This window comes from Parabacteroides sp. An277 (assembly GCF_002159645.1).
In the GTDB taxonomy this organism is placed as follows: Bacteria; Bacteroidota; Bacteroidia; order Bacteroidales; family Tannerellaceae; genus Parabacteroides.
On record NZ_NFJB01000036.1, the window covers coordinates 12,733 to 31,898 of the forward strand.

Below are 19,166 nucleotides of genomic sequence, written 5' to 3' on the forward strand. Positions count from 1 at the left end.
GAAGGTAAAGAAAAAACGCGAGTCCCTCTCTCGAGGAACCCGCGTCCAATTTCAGTATAAAAAATATCAAATTAGTAATCACATCGAGTGTGTCTTCACAAATTGGATAATCTCGTCGATATATCCAAACGCCATGCAAACGACAGTATCTGCCGCACCGTAATATACGGCCACCCGCTTCCCGTCTTGCAACGCCGCGCAAGGGAACACCACGTTGGGCACATCGCCCTGCAACTCGTAAGGCGCAGCCGGGCCGAGGATGTAATCTTTTGTCCGATAGAGCACCTTCTCCGGATTGTTGGCATCCAGAATGGCGGCTCCCATGGTATAGCGATATCCGTTGCATGTCTTAATCACGCCATGGTAGAACATCAGCCAGCCCTCGCTGGTCATGAACGGCACCGAACCGGCGCCAATCTTCAGGCATTGCCAAGCGCTATCCTCGAAAGGCGTCACCTTCATCACGCAACGATGTTCGCCCCAGTACTTCATATCCGGACTGTAGCTGATATAAATATCGCCAAACGGCGTATGGCCGTTGTCGCTCGGGCGGCTCAACATCGCAAACTTGCCATTTATCTTCTCCGGGAAAAGCACGCCATTGCGGTTGAAAGGCAAGAAGGCGTTCTCGCACTGGAAGAAATCCACGAAATCAAACGTGTAGCCGATACCAATCGTTGGACCATGGTAACCGTTGCACCACGTAATCCAATAACGGTCGTCAATCCACGTCACGCGCGGGTCGTATTTATAATCCGAATCAATCATATCCGTATTCCCCGGCTTGAACTGAATCGGCTCATGGTTGATATCCCAATGGATTCCATCCTGGCTGAAACCCGCAAAGATGTTCATCTGCACCGCACGGTTATCACACCGGAACACGCCCGCAAACCCATCTTTAAAGGGCACCACGGCACTGTTGAAAATACTATTGGAAGTTGGTATTTGATAACGACCAATCACCGGATTCTGCGAATACCGCCACATGACGTCCGTACAACCTGCCGGGCGTTCTTCCCACGGCATATTTACTGCAATCATTTTCTCGTTCATAAAACCTATTTTTATAACGTCCAAAAAACCGCTGCAAAGGTAATGAATCTTTTTAATTCTGCGATGTTCAGCGAACTGGAATCTTATCAATTCGGCGCTGATGGCGTCCGCCTTCATAAGGTGTTTCGAAGAAGGCTTCCACGATTTTCACGGCTTCCTCTTTCGTGAGGAAGCGTCCCGGCATCGAGAGCACGTTCGCATCGTTGTGCGCCCGGGCTAAAGCTGCGATTTCCGTAGACCAGCAAAGCGCCGCACGAATGCCCTGGTGTTTGTTGAGCGTCATGCTGATTCCGTTACCCGTCCCGCAAATAGCGATGCCCGGATAGACTTCGCCCGCCTCGACAGCCCGTGCCAACGGATGGGCAAAATCCGGATAATCACAGCTATCCGTCGAATACGTTCCAAAATCTTTACACTCCCATCCGCGTCCGGACAATACCGTTTTCAAATACTCTTTCAGTTCAAAACCTGCATGGTCGCTACAAAATCCTATTACCTTCATGCTTATTTTGCTAATAATTCTTTTACCTGGTTATATACATTTTGGGCCGTAAAGCCTAATTTCTCATCTAATACTTTAAAAGGAGCCGAATAACCAAACGAATTCATACCCCATACTTTCCCGTTCGGTCCTACCAAATTCTCCATGCAGAAAGGAAGACCTGCCGTGAGGGCAAATATCTTGCTGCCGGGCGTAAGAATGGAATCCTGATACTCTTTGCTTTGGCAATGGAACAATCCATCCGACGGTATCGAGACAATACGCACCTTCACGCCCTCTGCACGCAACAAAGCAGCGCCATCCACCAAGGTCGATACTTCCGAACCGGAACCCAAAAGCGTCACATCGGCATCCGCATCCTCGTTAATAATATAAGCGCCGCGTTCGGCATTCAAGGCTTCTTCGTACGGGCGTTCGCGAGGCAAATCCTTCACTGCCTGGCGCGAGAATATCAAACCTGTCGGCGAATCGACATTCTCCATAGCCATCTTCCAAGCCACAGTTGCTTCGGCGGCATCGGCCGGACGAAGCACCAACATTGAATTCTTTCCGCTGTGATTCTTCATCTTTTCCAACAAACGGACTTGCGCCTCTTGTTCTACCGGTTGATGCGTCGGGCCATCCTCGCCTACGCGGAAGGCATCGTGCGTCCAAATGAATTTCACCGGAAGTTCCATCAATGCAGCCATGCGCAACGCTGGTTTCATATAATCAGAGAACACAAAGAAAGTTCCGCAAGCAGCCCATACGCCGCCATGCAAAGCCATACCAATGCAGACGCAAGCCATCGTCAGCTCGGCCACACCAGCTTGGAAGAAAGCGCCCGTGAAATCACCCCGCTTAAAGGCATGCGTTTTCTTCAAGAAACCGTCCGTCTTATCCGAATTACACAAATCGGCTGAAGCGCAAATCATATTTTCCACGGTTGAAGCCAACACGCCCAACACATTCGCCGAAGCAGCACGTGTCGGTTGATTTGCCTTATGCTGGATGGCAGCCCAATCGATAGGTGGAATCTTACCGGAGAACCAATCTTCCAACTTCTGCGCCAAATCCGGATGAGCAGCCGCCCATGCCGCCTTCACCGCTTTCCGTTCCTCCATTAACGTATTCAATTCCTCCGCACGACGGGCATACATTTCAGCCACTTCGGGGAAGATTTCAAAAGGATTTTCCGGATTTCCACCTAAATTCTTAATGGTTTCTTCGATAGAAACGCCCGCAGCCGAGAGCGGTTGTCCATGCGTAGAGACCTTATTTTCATAGCTACTCAAATCCGCACCCAGCGCGCCTTTACCCATAATGGTTCGGCCAATAATTAAGGTAGGCCGTTCCTTTTCTGCTTTTGCGTCGGTGAGCGCACGGCGGATTTCTGCTACATCGTTACCATTTATCGTAATTACTTTCCAACCCCATGCTTCATATTTCATGGCTATATTTTCGTCGTCCACTTCATCCACCATGGTAGAGAGCTGAACGTTGTTGGCATCATAGAACATAATCAAATTGTCCAATCCCAACGTACCCGCCACACGACCTGCACCTTGCGAGATTTCCTCCTGGATGCCACCATCCGAGATATAAGCATAAATCGTCTCGTCGATAGCCTCTTTACCCAGACGGGCTTGCAAAAATTTGGCAGCGATAGCAGCACCTACTGCATACGTATGTCCTTGTCCCAACGGACCAGAGGTATTTTCTATTCCACGGCGGAAATCGACTTCGGGATGCCCTGGAGTCACACTGCCCCACTGGCGAAAATCCTTTAATTCATCTAAAGTATATCTGCCCGCCAACGCCAATACGGCATACAGCATAGGAGACATATGACCTGGATCCAAAAAGAAACGATCCCGGCTTTCCCACATCGGATTTTTCGGATCGTATACCAAGAATTCAGAGAACAATACATTCACAAAATCGGCACCACCCATTGCTCCGCCCGGATGACCGGACTTAGCCTTCTCAACCATTGACGCAGCTAAGATACGAATGTTATCGGCTGCTCGGTTCATCAATTTAATGTCGTTCATATCGCTACTAATTCGTTATTTGCCTGCAAAAATAGGCATAATTCACAAGTTGACCAAAAAGAAAGAGATAATCCGCAGAAAACAGATTATCTCTTCGTTCTTTTTCCAGCTCGCGAATGGGCTTATGCCAACCGTCTGGCTCCGTCGCTTATCACTACGTCGTACAACTTCGGTTCATGACCGAATTTCTTTGTATATTCGGCAAATGCCTTCGCTACAAAGGCATCGTATTTATCGGCTTTGACTAAATTGATAGTGCATCCGCCGAAACCACCGCCCATGACGCGCGACCCCGTCACGCCGCATTCCTTCGCGATGTCGTTCAGGAAGTCCAGTTCCTCACAGCTCACTTCATAAAGTTTACTCATTCCATGGTGTGTACCATACATTTTTTCACCCACGGTTTCGTAATCGCCCTTCTCCAATGCGTCGCACACGTCGAGCACACGTTGAATTTCCTCAATCACATATTCGGCACGCATATAATCCTCGGCGCTCACTTCCTCTTTTACTTCGTTCAGCATTTCGGCCGTCGCGTCGCGTAGGAATTCCACCTCCGGATGGTTACGCTTAATGGCTGCTACCACGTTCTCGCACGACTGGCGACGTTTGTTGTAGGCCGACGATGCCAACTCATGCTTCACCACCGAATCCAACAACACCAGCTTGTAGCCCGCAGCTTCAGGGTCGAACGGGAAATATTTGTATTCCAGCGAACGGCAGTCCAAACGAATCAAATGTCCCTTCTGTCCGAATACAGACGCAAATTGGTCCATGATGCCGCAATTCACGCCGCAATAGTTATGTTCTGTCGATTGTCCAATCTTCGCCAATTCGAACTTGTCGATTCCCAGTCCGAACAATTCGTTCAACGCAAAGGCATACGTGCTCTCCAATGCAGCCGACGACGACATGCCTGCGCCCAGCGGAACGTCACCCGCAAATACCGTATCGAAGCCCTTCACTTCGCCTCCCCGCTTGCTGATTTCGCGGCATACGCCGAAGATGTAACGCGCCCAGCTTGCTTTCGGCGCATCTTCTTCCTTCAGGCCAAATTCCGCATAATCATTCAAATCAATGGCAAAAGCACGGACTTTATCGGTGCCATTCGGTTTGATTTCAGCGATCATTCCCTTATCTATCGCGCCTGGAAATACGAAACCACCGTTATAATCTGTATGTTCGCCAATCAGGTTAATACGGCCCGGCGACGTATAAAACGTTCCTTCCGTCTGAAACAGCTCTTGGAACTTATTGTCTACTTTGTTTTTCATTTCTATATTCATAATCTCTATCTTTTTTATTATCTATAATACACTTTTCTATATAGGGAATAATACCCCACGCGTACCCCCTTACAGTACCCCACGAGTGGGTGGCAAGAATACCCCTAGCTAGGGTGTTGTCGATACCCCTAGCTAGGGATCCAAATGCGTTCTTACTCTACTGGGATATCGGTATTCACATTCTTCGAACCAGCCAATGCATAATATAATATGTAGGCAGCACAGAAGAGGACTACGATGTAGCTCGTCAGGTAGCTACTGGTCGCATCAGCCACCCAAGCCTGGATAGCCACCATCACAGCGCAACCGAACACCATCGTCATGAAAGCACCCGAAGCGATAGAAGTATATTTACCCAAACCTTCGACTGCCATATTGAAGATACCGCCCCACATAACCGAAGTACACAAACCTACCAACAGGAAGGCAAAGATTCCGATGGGAACTTCCGCCCAAATCAAATTCAGATTCGCCCAGTCGATACCTGGCACATTTACCATCACATCCGTCGGCGCAAACATACCGAAAGCTACGAGCAACAAACTAAGCGTCGATACAGTCGTAATCATCGCACGGCTGGAAATCTTATCACCAATCGCACTACCCACGAAGCGGCCTACGAGCATCATCAACCAATAAACAGCCACAATCAAACCCACAATCGTCGCATCCATTCCTAAACCTGGCGTAGCAGAATCGGGCGAAGAGGTTAAATACTGCAGGATGTAAGTCGGCGTGCCCACTTCAATACCCATGTAAAGGAAGATGGCCAAGATACCCAGTTTAAAATGACGGAACGAGAAAGCGCTATATTTATCGTTAGAAGCCTTCACAGTCTCTGTAGTCTGCACCGGTTCCTCAATCTTAGAGAACATCAATACGATAAGTCCCACAACAAAGACAGCCAAAGCGATGAACAAAGCCGGTGTCGCGTCGGAAATCTTCGCTTTTGTCGCGTCGCCAATCAAAGCTCCCATGATGATATACACTGCCACGGCTGCACTACTATTAAACACGCCGCCAAGCTGAATCAACTGGTTACCCTTGTTTCCGCCACCACCCAAAGTGTTCAACATCGGATTTACCACCGTATTCAACATACACATGCAGAAACCGGCAATAAATGCACCAATCAAATAAACGCCGAAACTCTGAATCGAATCCCAGCCGCTCATCCATTGTACCAAAATACCAACGATACCTACCACTAAGGCCAGCATCGCCGTTTTTTTGTACCCAAACTTCTTAATCAACATACCGGAAGGAATACCCATTACCAAGTAAGCGATAAAGTTTCCATAATTACCTACCTGCGCCAAAATATCCGAAGCCCCAAATTGGTTCTTCACAATGATGGCCATAGGCGAACATAAATTCGTTACGAATGCAATCATAGCAAAGAGCGCAATCATGATGATGATAGCACCCCATTGTTTCTTTTGTTGAGTCATAGATTTAATTTGTTGTTATGTTATTAATTTATTATTATACGTGTGTTATTCTACTGCAAATTTATAAATGGTCTGACTGCGGAACGTCTCGCCCGGACGTAAGACAGTCGAGGGATATTCCGGTTTGTTCGGACTGTCGGGGTAATGTTGCGTTTCCAGACAGAAGGAACAACGCTCGGGATAAGGATGTCCGTTCTTCCCGATGATGGAATCGTTGAGCCAGTTGGCGGTATAGAGCTGCACGCCCGGCTGATCCGTATAAGTTTCCATCACGATACCCGTCTTGGGAGAAGAGCAACGGGCTGCCAATACCATTTCACCTTCCTCTTTTTTATTCAAGACGTAGCAATGGTCATAGCCCTCGCCGTACACAATTTGTTGGAATTCGGTCTGATTGATACGTTCCCCTATCTCGTGCGGCGTACGGAAATCCATCGGAGTCCCTTCCACCGGTTCGGCCGGTCCGTAAGGAATAGCGGTCTCGTCGGTCGGGAGATACGTATCGGCATAAATAGTCAACAGATGATCACCGATGTAACGGTCTCCTTCGCCCGAAAGATTGAAATAGGAATGGTTCGTGAGGTTTACCACGGTCGGTTTCGAGGTTTCCGCGCGGTAAGAAATCACCAATTCGTTCGCATCCGTCCATTGATAAGTCAATACGACAGCCAATTCTCCGGGATAACCCTCTTCCCCATCGGCAGCGGTATAATTCAGCTCGACCGTCTGCGCATCCAGCTGTTTCATCTTCCAGACACGGAAATGGAATCCACGCACTCCACCGTGGAGGCTATTGGGTCCGTTGTTGATGGGCAACTCATACGCTACGCCGTCCAACACGAAATGTCCCTTCGCGATTCGGTTGGCATATCGTCCGCACGTGGCTCCAAAGGTGGGTTCGCCCGACGAAAGATAATCGTCGATAGAGGCATGACCCAACACCACATCCGTCAATCGTCCCTCTTTGTCCGGAACCATCAACGACACGATTTTCGCGCCATAATTTGTTACTACTACTTCTGCACCTTGCTTGTTTACTAACGTGCAAAGACCTATGTTCTCGCCTTCTATTTGCTTAGAAAAATGCTCAGGAAGCAAACCTGATTTTGTCATTTTGTTTTCCATGCGTATAAACATTTCTTATTTTTGTGCGTAAAATTAGAACTCTTCTGCCAAACAAGCATCATATTTGGATATGTTTTTCAACAGCTTTTCCGTTTTTTATTACAAATACACTACAAAACAAACGCGTGGCGCCTCTCTGAGAGAGACAACCACGCGCCGATTCGCAGTCTGTTTCTTATTGCAATGTGCCGTTTTGGGCATCTTGAATCATTTGCTCGCTCGGCAAAATGAGGATTTCCACCCGTCGATTCAAAGCCCGTCCTTCTGCGGTGCTATTATCAGCTACCGGCTCGTGGACACCTTTACCCTCATACGTCATACGTTTGCTGCTCACGCCTTGGTCGACCATTAAATAATCGAACACGCTCTTCGCACGTTTCTCGGACAACGTCTGGTTGTAATCTACGGCTCCGGTATTGTCCGTATGACCTACAATCTTAATATCCGTATCCGGATTTTGGTTCAAGCTGGTAGCCAAATTCCGCAATGCGCTTTTCGACGCATCACTTAACGTACTCGAGTTGGTCGCGAAGAGGATACCCGAATCGAACGTTACTTTCAATGCTTCCCCATTGTTGATGGTCTCAACCGTCGTCTCCTCCGGCAATGTGGCTTCCAATTCCTTCTTCTGTTTATCCATCTTCTTGCCAATCAACGCGCCGGCCGCTCCGCCTACTGCTGCGCCAATTACCGAACCTAACGCCGTATTACCCGCCAAAGCACCTACGCCGGCACCTACCGCAGCTCCGCCGCCTACACCAATAGCAGCTCCTTTTTGCGTGTTATTCCACGTCCCGCAACTGGAAAAGACCAGTGCTACCGACAGCAACAAGGCTGTCAAAATCTTCAAACTTTTCATGACTTATCTATTTTAAAAGTTTAATCGTCAAACATACCCAACGAATCGCAATATGCCATTTCGCCTTGGACAATAAAAGCGATTTCCTCCGGCGTAAACTTTCCTACCCCGTCTTTTTGGGCATTCTTCACGACAAAGGTCGTTAATTCTTCTTCGTCGATTTCCACCTCGCTATCGTCGGGCAGGTTTTCGCTCATGAATCCCTTCTTTTCGTAGAATTCATAAATCAAATCGACGATGTAATTAATGTCGTCGTGGCTGAACTTGCCCTTCAGCTCTTGCGGCAAATAGTTCTGTATAAACTTTACCGATTCTTCTTCGTCGTACATCCAATCCTGTTTTTCACTCATAATCCTTCGTTTTTAAAATTTAGAGCAAATATAACACTTTAATTTGGATATCACCATGAGGTTCGGAAAATTTTTAAACTTGCCATAACCACTGAACACTTTATCAGGATTCCTCCGCTTCGGAACGACGCGCTCTATCCGATTGGTAGCCTCTTCCCCAAGTCGCCTTCTCCTTCCAATCGCTTGAAAATTCACATTTTATGAAGGGAAAAGACTTCCCAAAACGTGGAAAATGGAATTTCTGATAGAAATTGGACTTCCAATCACGTTGAAAATGGATTTTGGTCAACCAAATGGGCTTCTAATCGCATTGGAAATGAAATTTGGTCAACCAAATGGGCTTCCAATCGCGTTGAAAATGGATTTTGGTCAACCAAATGGGCTTCTAATCGCATTGGAAATGAAATTTGGTCGACCAAATAGGCTTCTAATCGCGTTGAAAATGGATTTTGGTCAACCAAATGGGCTTCCAATCGCATTGGAAATGAAATTTGGTCGACCAAATAGCATTTTCAACGGTTTTGAGACTGTCGTCTCGCTCCGCGAACCTATTTTGTTACATAAGGAAACTCCCCATTAGAATGAAAATGAGGCCCCGAAGCCCGATAAAAAAGAGGGTGTGTCGTAATGGGTATATAGCACGCAGATGACGCAGACTAAAGCGCAGATAAACGCAGATTTTTATTTTTTTGCGGTAAATATCGCGTAGCCATTTAAAAAAAGTCTGCGTTTATCTGCGCTTTAGTTCGCGTTTTTCTGCGTCCCATTTCCTATTTCGACGTACTTTCTCTTTATCTTTTTCTGCTTTTTCAGAAAAAACGAGGCTGCGCCTATTTCGACACAGCCTCTTCTTTCTCTCAAAATATCGTTCGATGGCCACATTACGCCTTCCGGATATACTCTACAATCCATGCGCCGACCTCTTTCGTGCCATACTTTGCGCCGCCTTCCACTTGGATTTCAGGCGTGCGGACACAAGCATCGAGCGAAGCGTCTACGGCCTCCCGGATGAGTTTTCCCTCTTCTTGGCAGTCGAAATGCTCGAACAACATCGCTACGGAGAGGATTTGCGCCAAAGGATTCGCGATATTTTTCCCCTTCGCCTGCGGCCACGAACCGTGAATCGGCTCGAACACCGGCGTACTTTCGCCTGTCGAAGCCGATGGCAGCAAACCCATTGAACCGCTGATGCAGGAACCTTCGTCGGTCAGGATATCGCCAAAGGTATTCTCCGTCACCATGACGTCGAAGAAGGTAGGTTCTTGAATCATGCGCATGGCGGCATTGTCTACAAACATATAATCGGTCGTAACATCCGGATATTGAGGAGCCATCTCTTGTGCTACCTGACGCCAGAGGCGCGAAGAAGCGAGGACGTTCGCTTTATCCACCACCGTGAGGTGCTTGCGGCGTTTCATCGCATATTCGAAAGCGACCTTCAGGATACGTTCAATCTCCGGACGCGTGTATTTATTGGTATCATACGCCAGGTCGTTATCTTGATATTTCTCCCCGAAATACATACCGCCTGTCAACTCCCGGATGCAAAGGAAATCGGCCCCCTCGACCAGTTCCGCACGGAGCGGCGACTTATGCAACAGGCACTTAAACGTCTGCACCGGCCGGATATTCGCAAACAACCCCAATTGCTTACGCATGGCAAGAAGTCCCTGCTCGGGGCGCACCTTAGCGGTCGGGTCATTATCGTATTTCGGATCCCCCACGGCTGAGAAAAGGACGGCGTCGGCCTCTTGGCAGATTCGGAACGTCTCCTCCGGGAAAGGATTCCCCACCTTGTCGATGGCATCGGCACCACAGAGGGCGTAAGTATATTCTACTTGATGCCCGAACTTGTGGCAAACGGCATCCATTACATTCACACCTTGAACCGAAATCTCCGGTCCGATCCCGTCGCCGGGCAATACTGCAATTTTAAAATTCATATTACTTGTTTTTTTAACTGACAATTTAAAATTGACAATTGACAATCAAATCATTCAATACTGAAACAGGATTCATTGTCTACTGTCGATTGTTGATGGATTCATTACTCTTCTATTAAGTTCAACATTTTGATAGTCGCTTTGATGGCGGCTTCCGTCTGGTCGGCGTCGAGTCCGCGTGTGCGGAATTCCCGTCCTTCGAAACTCCAGGTGATGACGGTCTGCACGAAAGCATCCGTCCGTCCGCCGGGCGGAATGGTCACGGCATAGTTAAGCAACATCGGGAACTTCCGGTTCAATATGCCTTTATAGATTTTCCGGAGCGCCCGCACGAAGGCATCATACTGTCCGTCGCCCGAGGAGCTTTCCTGATAGGTCTGCCCATCTATCTCGATCGAGAGGGTGGCCATCGGCTTCAGGCCTTGCGCCAGCGTGACGAAATAGCTCAATAGCTTAACTTTGTTGTGCACGCCGTCGTGCTTCAAGACATCCGAGACGATATAAGGCAAGTCCTCTTGTGTGACGAGCTCTTTGCGGTCGCCCAGCTCGATGATACGTTCCGTCACCTTCCGCATCGAATCTTCGTCCAGTTCCAATCCCAAGCTTTCGAGGTTCTTGCGGATATTCGCTTTCCCCGACGTCTTGCCCAGCGCATATTCACGCACCCGGCCAAATCGTTCGGGCATCAAATCATTATAATAAAGATTGTTCTTGCTATCCCCGTCGGCATGTACACCGGCTACTTGCGTAAAGACGCTATCTCCCACAATGGGTTTGTTGGCAGGAATGGAAATACCGGAATAGGATTCCACCACACGGCTCACATCATTCAGGCGGCTCTCGTCAATATTCGTGATAGCATGGAAATGATCCTTAAGGATAGCTTGCACACTGGCAAGCGGCGCATTCCCGGCCCGCTCCCCAAGCCCGTTGATAGTAGTGTGCAATCCTTTGACGCCACTCAACACGGCCGCCAAGACGTTGCTTACCGCCAGGTCATAGTCATTATGGGCATGGAAATCGAAATGCACATTCGGATAACGTTTCTTCATCTTGCGCATGTATTCAATCACTTGCAACGGATTGAGGATGCCCAGCGTATCCGGGAGCATGAAGCGGCGAATGCCTACTTCTTGCAACCCGTCCATCAAGCCAAACACATAATCGGGCGAGTCTTTGATGCCGTTACTCCAATCCTCCAGGTAAAGATTGACGTCCATATCCCGCTCGTGCGCATATTGTACCACGACACGGATATCCTCCAAATGGGCTTGCATCGTCTTCTTCAGTTGGAAAGCACAATGCTTTTCCGAACCTTTTGCCAAGAGATTGATGACACGGCACCCGGCGTTGTAAATCCAATCCACCGACGTATGCCCGTCGACAAATCCCAGTACTTCCACACGCGAGAGCAAACCGCGACGGGCTGCCCAGTCGCATATCATCCGCACCGCATCCAATTCGCCCTCCGACACTCGTGCCGAGGCGACCTCGATGCGGTCGACCTTCAAGTCCTCGAGCAGCAGACGTGCAATCATCAGCTTCTCATGCGGGACGAACGACACCCCACTGGTCTGTTCCCCGTCGCGGAGCGTCGTATCCATGATTTCTATATGAGGATGTTCATTCATAATCTTTTCTTTATTAGAATACAAAATGCACACAGATAACACAGATTAGACAGATGACCGCAGATTATTTTTTCAGTCGTTCGTAAATAATTTCCGGCGTACTTGTGGCTTTTCTCCGAAGTTGAGAAGCAATCCTACTTCTATTTCGGTTGCCTTGAGATAATTGATTAGTTGTAACTCATGTTCGTTACAAATAGAATCAACGGCCTTTAATTCTAAGATAATATGGTTGTTTACCAATATATCAGCAAAATATTCGCCTATTTCTTGTCCTTTGAAGTACACTTTTACTTTATATTGTGCTTCGCATTTGAAGCCACGACGCTTCAGCTCTTGATAAAGCGCATTCTGGTATACCCGTTCAAAAAAACCATATCCCAGCGTATTATATACATCATAAAAAGCTGCAATAATACCATCCGTTTCCTCTTTAAATAAATAATCTGTGGTCATCTGTCTAATCTGCGTTATCTGTGTGCTATCTTATTCTCATACTCCGTTACTTTTCCCCGGTTTTCCACCAAGAAATCGACGTCGTCGAGGCCATTCAGCAGACAGTGCTTCTTGTAGGTATTGATTTCGAATGTCTCGCTGCGGCCTGTCGCCCGGTTCGTGATGGTCTGCGCCGGGAGATTGACCTCAACCAGCGTTTTCGGGTCGGCATAGATGGAATCGAACAGCTCCTTCAGGAAGGCTTCGCTTACCACGACGGGCAGAACGAAGTTGTTCAGCTCGTTATTCTTATGGATATCGGCGAAGAAGCTACTTACCACGACACGAAAGCCATACCCGGCGATGGCCCAGGCGGCATGTTCGCGACTGGAGCCGGAACCGAAGTTCTTGCCTGCCACTAAGATTTCCCCACCGTAAGTCGGGTCATTCAATACAAAGTCCCTGTTCAGCGAGCCGTCGGCATTGTACCGCCAGTCGCGGAACAGATTATCGCCAAAGAATTTCTCCTCGCGCGTCGTCGCTTTCAGGAAACGGGCAGGAATGATTTGATCGGTGTCCACATTCTCCAGCGGGAGAGGGACGCACGTGCTTGTTATGATGTTGAATTTCTGTTTCATTGCATTATAAGTAATTTAGTCTATAATAAAATCTTCGGATGAGAAATCATGATAGTAACGCCCGCTTGTAGCCGTAAAACGCAAGACACAATAGTCAGGATCCGTCACACCTTCCTTATAATATAAGGTATCACCATCCTGCCAAATCATTTCTTTATGTAAGGCATCGGTCAATACCTCCATTCTTCCCTTGAGCATTACGCCACGGAAATAACGCTTATCACAGAAATAGATGCATGCTTTATCATTCGCTCTGTACTGAGTAACGCGCATCGAATGGGTATTGGTTGTAAAGTAAAAAACCCGGATGCCTTCACGTTTACGAGGAGCAAGCATAGCTTTCATGTTTGGAAAACCATCTTGGTCGACAGAACCTATAAAGGCTACTTTCTGTTTGTCTATAAGCAGACCTATTGTTTTCTCTACATTTCTCATAGGACAATGACTGTTACATTCCAACAATGAGCGCGGATCGGTAATACATCCCGTCACCGCTGCTGCAGCCGCCGTAAGTGGGCTGGCGAGGAGCGTACGCGCACCGGGACCTTGACGGCCTTCGAAATTGCGGTTCGAAGTCGAGACGGCATATTTCCCGGCAGGAATCTTATCATCGTTCATGGCCAGACAAGCGGAACAGCCCGGCTGGCGGATTTCGAACCCTGCCTCGGCCAACACCTTGTCCAAACCCTCTTCGCGAATCTGCGCATCCACGAGCCAAGAGCCGGGAACAAGCCAGGCCGTCACATTCGCTGCCTTCTGCCGTCCTTTGACAATCGAAGCAAACGCACGAAAATCTTCGATACGTCCATTCGTGCAGGCTCCGAGGAAGACATAATCAATCGGCTTGCCCAAGAGCTTTTCGCCCGGCTGGAAACCCATGTAGGCCATCGACTTTTCGAACGAAGTGCGCTCTACGTCGCTCATGCCTTCGGTCGTCGGGATGGATTGCGTGATGCCCATGCCCATGCCGGGATTCGTGCCGTAAGTAATCATCGGTTCGATATCTGCCGCGTCGAAACGCACCTCTTTGTCAAACACCGCGTCGTCGTCACTCCGCAGCGTACGCCAGTAAGCCACCGCCTTATCCCACGCCTCTCCTTTCGGCGCATAATCGCGTCCCTTCAAGTAGGCAAAGGTCACCTCGTCTGGAGCCACCATGCCCCCGCGTGCGCCCATCTCAATCGAGAGATTGCAGAGCGTCAGACGTCCTTCCATCGTAAGCGAACGAATCGCCTCGCCCGCATACTCTACGAAATAGCCAGTCGCACCGCTGGTGGTCATTTTCGACATCATATAAAGCGCCACATCCTTGGCCGTCACGCCCTTGCCTAACGTACCATCGATCGTGATGCGCATCGTCTTAGGGCGCGTCTGCAGGATACATTGCGAAGCGAGCACCATCTCCACCTCGCTCGTCCCGATGCCAAACGCCACCGCGCCCACGGCACCATGCGTGGAGGTGTGCGAATCGCCGCAGACAATCGTCATACCCGGAAGTGTCAGACCGCGCTCCGGCCCCACCACGTGGATAATCCCGTTCTTCGGGTCCATCATGCCAAAGTGGGTAAGGCCAAACTCCTTCGCATTCTTCGCCAGCGTATCGACTTGCGTGCGCGACACGGGGTCTTCGATAGGTTTATCCTGGTCGTGCGTTGGCGTATTATGGTCTGGCATACAATAGATATGGTCCGGACGGAAACACTTCAGTCCGCGTTCGCGCAGCCCTTGGAAAGCCTGCGGACTGGTCACTTCGTGGCAATACAGACGGTCGATATACAATTGCGTAGGCCCGTCTTCTACTTGTTGGACGATGTGCGCGTCCCAAATCTTGTCAAATAGCGTATTCATTACTTTACAAATTTGTTGATTGCATCAATATAGGCTTCGACCGAGGCGGCGATGATGTCCGTGTTGGCACCGAAACCATAATATACATGTCCGTCGTATTCCACCTGCATGTGCACCTTGCCCACGTCGTCGCTCCCTTTGGAGATAGCTTGGATGGTGAACTCCTTCAGCACCATCTGCCGGTGGATAATCTGCTTGAGGGCTTTGATGGCGGCATCCACCGGACCGTTGCCCGACGAGGCTGCTTCAAACTTCTCGCCCGCAATGCTCAAGCCGAGGCTGGCCACCGGACGGACGCCCACACCACTCGTAACCTGCAGATACTCCATCTTGATATGATGGTTCTGCGAGCGATCGGCTCCTGCCAATACCAATACGTCGTCATCCGTAATCTCTTTCTTCTTATCCGCCAGTTTCAGGAAATCCTCATACACTTGGTCGAGCTTCTCTTGCGTCAGGTCGATGCCCAACACATGCAGGCGATGCTTCAGGGCAGCACGTCCGCTCCGGGCGGTGAGGACAATCGCGTTATCATCGATGCCCACCTCTTTCGGGTCGATAATCTCGTATGTCGTCACGTTTTTCAAGACACCGTCCTGATGGATGCCCGACGAATGCGCGAAGGCATTGCGCCCCACAATGGCCTTGTTCGGCTGCACAGGCATGTTCATGAGACTCGACACCATGCGGCTGATGCCATATATCTTGGTTGTGTTTATGTTGGTCGTGATGCCGCATTCCTTATGGCTCTTGAATATCATGGCGATTTCTTCGAGCGACGTATTGCCGGCCCGCTCGCCGATACCATTGATGGTGACCTCCACCTGACGCGCTCCGTTCAGCACGCCCTGCACCGTGTTGGCGGTAGCCATGCCCAAATCATTGTGGCAATGCGTCGAAAGGATTGCCTTGTGGACACCGTCGACATGCTCCATCAGGTATTTAATCTTCGCGCCATATTCGTCGGGGAGGCAATAACCCGTCGTATCGGGAATGTTCACCACCGTGGCACCCGCCTTGATGACTGCCTCGACCACACGAGCCAGATATTCATTCTCCGTCCGTCCGGCGTCTTCGCAATAAAATTCCACATCTTCCGCAAACTTCTTGGCGTATTTCGTGGCGGCCACGGCCCGCTCGATAATCTCCTCGCGATTCGAATTGAATTTATACATGATGTGTGGGTCGGACGTGCCGATACCCGTATGGATGCGTCCGCGCTTGGCGTATTTGAGTGCTTCAGCCGCTACGTCGATATCCTTCTGTACGGCACGCGTGAGCGCGCAAATCGTAGGCCACGTGACCGCTTTTGAAATCTCAACCACACTTTTGAAGTCGCCCGGACTCGAAATTGGGAAACCTGCCTCAATCACATCGACACCCAGCGCCTCGAGCGCTTTGGCCACTTGAATCTTCTCGACCGTATTCAACTGGCAACCGGGAACTTGCTCCCCGTCGCGCAGGGTCGTGTCGAAAATAAATAATCTGTCTGACATATCTTTTTACCTTTAATATATTATATACCTTTTATATCAAAAAAACCTTTCCCACTTGGAAGTGAGAAAGGTTTCTTCTTTATTTATCTATCCCCGAACGCACACGCATACTCACTTCCTATTCCGTTTCCAGAGTAGAATCATAATACCCCAAATGTGCAATCGGTTCGTTTGTCTCATTATCGTTTCTTTTTAATTGAATTTATCGGGTGCAAAGATACATCCTTTTCTGGAAATACAAAACATATCTATTACTTTTTTGCGAATAAAAATGATAAATCGTAAGTTATGTACCGTTTCTTCCTATAATATAAAAGAGATATCTCACTTTAACGCGATGAATCCTTCGGGCGGGAAATGCATGCCGGCCAGGGTCAATCCTTCCGAACGGGCATAAGCCAGGTAACGTTTGCGCGTCTTGACGGCACGGGGCATGTCCATATCATACGAAGCGCAAATCTCAGGATGCGTCAATTGGAGGGCCGTCCCGTGCATCAAGTCGCCCACCACGAGGAAGTTTCCTACTTGGTAAAGCGTATGGCCAGGCGTATGTCCCACGCCATCGAGCGATTTCACGCCACCAGGCAACACATCGTCAAAAGCAAAAAGGTGCAACCGCTCGCGATAGGCATCCATCGTCTTCACTACCTGCGCGTTCTTGTCGGCTGGCATCTGCATCCACGCATCGTATTCCTTTTGCGAGGCATAGACTTCCGCCTTCGGAAAAACAACTCGCCCTTCGCGCATCATGCCTCCGATATGGTCTCCATGGAAATGGGTAAGGAAAAGGTAATCCACCGCTTCGGGCGAAACGCCTAACGCATTCAATCCCTGCAATAAGCGACTATCCGCGGCCCCTACGCCGGTATCAAACAGGGCACGCCGTCCCTCCTTCTCTACCAGAAAGCAACTGACCGACGCCAAGACGCCTCCCTCGGGAGAAAGTTTCTGTATAAGCGCCGAATCTGCCCCTTGGAAAAGCGAATTAGGCATCCGCCGCTCCTGGGCATTGTCTTGTATCCACGAAATCCGTACGCCTTCGTCCTCCTCCGTATGCACGCCTTCGGCTTCAGGCGCAGCCGCAGCTTTTTCCTTTTCGACAGAGGCTTGCTTCTTCCCGTTCGCACATCCGGCCGCCCATAACAACACGCTACCGGCCGCATATTTCAACCAAGCTCTACGTTTCATAACGATATCTCCTTTCGTTTATAACTATATGTACATCGATTTATAGGCACAAATATACACAATAATAGGTATGCTTACAAGCCAAAATACGCGGAAATAGGTATTGCAGAGGCAAGGCAAAAAGCGGACATTTGCACCGATATTAATTCACTAAAAAGAAAATAGATGAAAACAACAGGAATCTTTTTCGGTTCGTCGACAGGAATGACCGAAAACATCGCCCACATCGTGGCGGATAAGTTAGGAATCGCAGCTTCGGATGTACATAATGTCGCCAACGCCTCGCCTTCAGAAGCAGCTCGTTACGACGTGCTCCTCCTCGGAAGCTCAACGTGGGGTTCGGGCGATTTGCAAGACGATTGGTACGATTTCCTCCAAGAATTGAAGAAAACAGACCTTGCGGGGAAACTCGTCGGCCTGTTCGGGTGTGGCGATTCGGCTTCGTTCGGCGATACCTTCTGCAACGCACTGGGCACCATTTACCAAGAGCTTCAGCAGACCGGGTGCCGTTTCATCGGCGCGATACCAACCGACGGTTATTCGTTCGACGACTCAACGGCCATCGTAGAGGGCCAGTTCGTGGGTTGTCCGCTCGACGAAATGAACGAAGACGACCAAACTGAGGCACGCCTTGATGCTTGGATTGCACAACTCCGGGCAGACGGGATGGAAGGTTGACCGTAACGCCCTACTTGATAGGCGCTTATGCAAAGACGCGGAGTAATTAATAATGAATGAAAAGCTCCGCGTCTCCGTGTTCAAATTACATACTTACCTAAATGCCCACGCAACTCACGACGCCGAGCGCCGTCCCGATCGACGTCAATATCGTAATCAACGTCTGAATCACAATCTTCCAAATTTCCTTCTTATTCGCCATATTTGATATTTTTTTTAAATTCAACTTTCTGTTTTTTTTAGAGTTTTCTCTGTTCTTTTCTCTTGAAAGAAAAGAACCAAAAGTTCAAGGCTGCGTCTGCTGGGCTACTCGTTCGCTGCACTCCGCTGTTCGCGCCGCAAACTCGCTTCGCTCAAACAGCGATGCTCTCGGACGCTCCGTTCCGCTCGCTCGCTTCACGCCCACCAGCCGTAGGCCGGTTCTTTTTCCCTCTCCTCGTTTGTAGGGGCGAAATGCTTCCGCCCTATGCGCATTTTTAGTTATTTTATTGAAAAAACAAATTGATGCAAGAAGGGCGGAAACATTCCGCCCCTACGAACAGGGAAATTGTCCATTGTACATTGTCCTTTGTCAATTGGATTGGCCTAACGGAAGAAGCGTAAAGCAAATTCCGGGGCGGAGCGTAAAGAAATCTCGGTGTTTGAGCGAA

At 49.1% G+C, this 19,166-nt stretch carries 18 protein-coding genes and 1 pseudogene; 2 read left to right on the plus strand and 17 right to left on the minus strand.

The window, feature by feature from the left end; genetic code table 11:
- Positions 1-78: 78 nt before the first annotated feature.
- From B5F77_RS12715 to B5F77_RS12750, 8 genes are all read right to left on the minus strand, one after another.
- Positions 79-1,044 (minus strand): glycoside hydrolase family 130 protein, encoded by a 966-nt coding sequence (locus B5F77_RS12715; RefSeq protein WP_087331356.1) that lies wholly within the window; start codon positions 1,042-1,044, stop codon positions 79-81.
- 79 nt (positions 1,045-1,123) lie between these two features.
- Positions 1,124-1,558 (minus strand): ribose 5-phosphate isomerase B, encoded by a 435-nt coding sequence (rpiB, locus tag B5F77_RS12720; protein WP_087331324.1) that lies wholly within the window; start codon positions 1,556-1,558, stop codon positions 1,124-1,126.
- A 2-nt stretch (positions 1,559-1,560) separates the two neighbouring features.
- A complete protein-coding gene (locus B5F77_RS12725; protein ID WP_087331327.1) occupies positions 1,561-3,591 on the minus strand; it encodes a transketolase in 2,031 nt (676 codons plus the stop codon).
- Between the two features lie 122 nt (positions 3,592-3,713).
- Positions 3,714-4,865, minus strand: coding sequence for a galactokinase (gene galK, locus B5F77_RS12730; protein WP_087331358.1), 1,152 nt, complete (start codon positions 4,863-4,865; stop codon positions 3,714-3,716).
- A 164-nt stretch (positions 4,866-5,029) separates the two neighbouring features.
- Entirely contained in the window at positions 5,030-6,328 is a 1,299-nt protein-coding gene (locus tag B5F77_RS12735) for an MFS transporter (RefSeq protein ID WP_087331329.1), read from the minus strand.
- A 45-nt stretch (positions 6,329-6,373) separates the two neighbouring features.
- The gene (locus B5F77_RS12740; protein WP_087331332.1) at positions 6,374-7,453 is read right to left on the minus strand and encodes an aldose epimerase family protein; all 1,080 of its coding nucleotides are present in this window, start codon (positions 7,451-7,453) and stop codon (positions 6,374-6,376) included.
- A gap of 175 nt (positions 7,454-7,628) precedes the next feature.
- A complete protein-coding gene (locus tag B5F77_RS12745) occupies positions 7,629-8,312 on the minus strand; it encodes an OmpA family protein (protein ID WP_087331334.1) in 684 nt (227 codons plus the stop codon).
- 20 nt (positions 8,313-8,332) lie between these two features.
- Positions 8,333-8,662, minus strand: a complete 330-nt coding sequence (locus B5F77_RS12750) for a hypothetical protein (RefSeq protein ID WP_087331336.1) — start codon at positions 8,660-8,662, stop codon at positions 8,333-8,335.
- A 232-nt stretch (positions 8,663-8,894) separates the two neighbouring features.
- Between B5F77_RS12750 and B5F77_RS12755 the strand changes: the two genes are divergently transcribed.
- Positions 8,895-9,242, plus strand: a complete 348-nt coding sequence (locus tag B5F77_RS12755; RefSeq protein WP_087331338.1) for a hypothetical protein — start codon at positions 8,895-8,897, stop codon at positions 9,240-9,242.
- Between the two features lie 301 nt (positions 9,243-9,543).
- Here the strand turns inward: B5F77_RS12755 and leuB are convergent, their stop codons facing one another.
- The 8 genes and pseudogenes from leuB to B5F77_RS12790 form a co-directional block, all read right to left on the minus strand.
- Positions 9,544-10,605 carry a 3-isopropylmalate dehydrogenase gene (leuB, locus tag B5F77_RS12760; RefSeq protein WP_087331339.1) on the minus strand — a complete coding sequence of 354 codons (1,062 nt, stop codon included), beginning with the start codon at positions 10,603-10,605 and terminating at the stop codon, positions 9,544-9,546.
- A 104-nt stretch (positions 10,606-10,709) separates the two neighbouring features.
- Entirely contained in the window at positions 10,710-12,236 is a 1,527-nt protein-coding gene (locus B5F77_RS12765) for an alpha-isopropylmalate synthase regulatory domain-containing protein (RefSeq protein ID WP_087331341.1), read from the minus strand.
- 72 nt (positions 12,237-12,308) lie between these two features.
- The gene (locus B5F77_RS12770) at positions 12,309-12,689 is read right to left on the minus strand and encodes a GxxExxY protein (RefSeq protein WP_087331343.1); all 381 of its coding nucleotides are present in this window, start codon (positions 12,687-12,689) and stop codon (positions 12,309-12,311) included.
- 14 nt (positions 12,690-12,703) lie between these two features.
- Complete coding sequence (gene leuD / locus B5F77_RS12775) at positions 12,704-13,306, minus strand: 3-isopropylmalate dehydratase small subunit (RefSeq protein WP_087331345.1); 603 nt, start codon at positions 13,304-13,306, stop codon at positions 12,704-12,706.
- Between the two features lie 15 nt (positions 13,307-13,321).
- Positions 13,322-13,741 carry a pyridoxamine 5'-phosphate oxidase family protein gene (locus B5F77_RS16020; RefSeq protein WP_239446350.1) on the minus strand — a complete coding sequence of 140 codons (420 nt, stop codon included), beginning with the start codon at positions 13,739-13,741 and terminating at the stop codon, positions 13,322-13,324.
- A gap of 21 nt (positions 13,742-13,762) precedes the next feature.
- A pseudogene (gene leuC, locus B5F77_RS12780) lies at positions 13,763-15,154 on the minus strand (3-isopropylmalate dehydratase large subunit); the annotation flags it as partial.
- Positions 15,154-16,650: a 2-isopropylmalate synthase gene (locus B5F77_RS12785; protein WP_087331349.1), complete on the minus strand. Its 1,497-nt coding sequence runs from the start codon at positions 16,648-16,650 to the stop codon at positions 15,154-15,156. The gene B5F77_RS12785 and the pseudogene leuC, both read right to left, overlap by 1 nt.
- A 324-nt stretch (positions 16,651-16,974) precedes the next feature.
- Positions 16,975-17,838, minus strand: coding sequence for an MBL fold metallo-hydrolase (locus B5F77_RS12790; protein WP_087331351.1), 864 nt, complete (start codon positions 17,836-17,838; stop codon positions 16,975-16,977).
- 165 nt (positions 17,839-18,003) lie between these two features.
- Here B5F77_RS12790 and B5F77_RS12795 point away from each other — a divergent pair, with 165 nt between their 5' ends.
- Positions 18,004-18,516, plus strand: a complete 513-nt coding sequence (locus B5F77_RS12795) for a flavodoxin (protein WP_087331353.1) — start codon at positions 18,004-18,006, stop codon at positions 18,514-18,516.
- A gap of 97 nt (positions 18,517-18,613) precedes the next feature.
- Here the strand turns inward: B5F77_RS12795 and B5F77_RS15755 are convergent, their stop codons facing one another.
- Positions 18,614-18,718, minus strand: a complete 105-nt coding sequence (locus B5F77_RS15755) for a smalltalk protein (RefSeq protein ID WP_162608001.1) — start codon at positions 18,716-18,718, stop codon at positions 18,614-18,616.
- Positions 18,719-19,166 lie beyond the last annotated feature (448 nt).

Excerpts from the sequence above, each read along its gene's own strand:
- B5F77_RS12715 (WP_087331356.1), bottom strand. The coding sequence starts at position 1,044 with ATGATTGCAGTAAATATGCCGTGGGAAGAACGCCCGGCAGGTTGTACG.
- rpiB (WP_087331324.1), bottom strand. The coding sequence starts at position 1,558 with ATGAAGGTAATAGGATTTTGTAGCGACCATGCAGGTTTTGAACTGAAA.
- B5F77_RS12725 (WP_087331327.1), bottom strand. The coding sequence starts at position 3,591 with ATGAACGACATTAAATTGATGAACCGAGCAGCCGATAACATTCGTATC.
- galK (WP_087331358.1), bottom strand. The coding sequence starts at position 4,865 with ATGAAAAACAAAGTAGACAATAAGTTCCAAGAGCTGTTTCAGACGGAA.
- B5F77_RS12735 (WP_087331329.1), bottom strand. The coding sequence starts at position 6,328 with ATGACTCAACAAAAGAAACAATGGGGTGCTATCATCATCATGATTGCG.
- B5F77_RS12740 (WP_087331332.1), bottom strand. The coding sequence starts at position 7,453 with ATGGAAAACAAAATGACAAAATCAGGTTTGCTTCCTGAGCATTTTTCT.
- B5F77_RS12745 (WP_087331334.1), bottom strand. The coding sequence starts at position 8,312 with ATGAAAAGTTTGAAGATTTTGACAGCCTTGTTGCTGTCGGTAGCACTG.
- B5F77_RS12750 (WP_087331336.1), bottom strand. The coding sequence starts at position 8,662 with ATGAGTGAAAAACAGGATTGGATGTACGACGAAGAAGAATCGGTAAAG.
- B5F77_RS12755 (WP_087331338.1), top strand. The coding sequence starts at position 8,895 with ATGGAATTTCTGATAGAAATTGGACTTCCAATCACGTTGAAAATGGAT.
- leuB (WP_087331339.1), bottom strand. The coding sequence starts at position 10,605 with ATGAATTTTAAAATTGCAGTATTGCCCGGCGACGGGATCGGACCGGAG.
- B5F77_RS12765 (WP_087331341.1), bottom strand. The coding sequence starts at position 12,236 with ATGAATGAACATCCTCATATAGAAATCATGGATACGACGCTCCGCGAC.
- B5F77_RS12770 (WP_087331343.1), bottom strand. The coding sequence starts at position 12,689 with ATGACCACAGATTATTTATTTAAAGAGGAAACGGATGGTATTATTGCA.
- leuD (WP_087331345.1), bottom strand. The coding sequence starts at position 13,306 with ATGAAACAGAAATTCAACATCATAACAAGCACGTGCGTCCCTCTCCCG.
- B5F77_RS16020 (WP_239446350.1), bottom strand. The coding sequence starts at position 13,741 with ATGAGAAATGTAGAGAAAACAATAGGTCTGCTTATAGACAAACAGAAA.
- B5F77_RS12785 (WP_087331349.1), bottom strand. The coding sequence starts at position 16,650 with ATGTCAGACAGATTATTTATTTTCGACACGACCCTGCGCGACGGGGAG.
- B5F77_RS12790 (WP_087331351.1), bottom strand. The coding sequence starts at position 17,838 with ATGAAACGTAGAGCTTGGTTGAAATATGCGGCCGGTAGCGTGTTGTTA.
- B5F77_RS12795 (WP_087331353.1), top strand. The coding sequence starts at position 18,004 with ATGAAAACAACAGGAATCTTTTTCGGTTCGTCGACAGGAATGACCGAA.
- B5F77_RS15755 (WP_162608001.1), bottom strand. The coding sequence starts at position 18,718 with ATGGCGAATAAGAAGGAAATTTGGAAGATTGTGATTCAGACGTTGATT.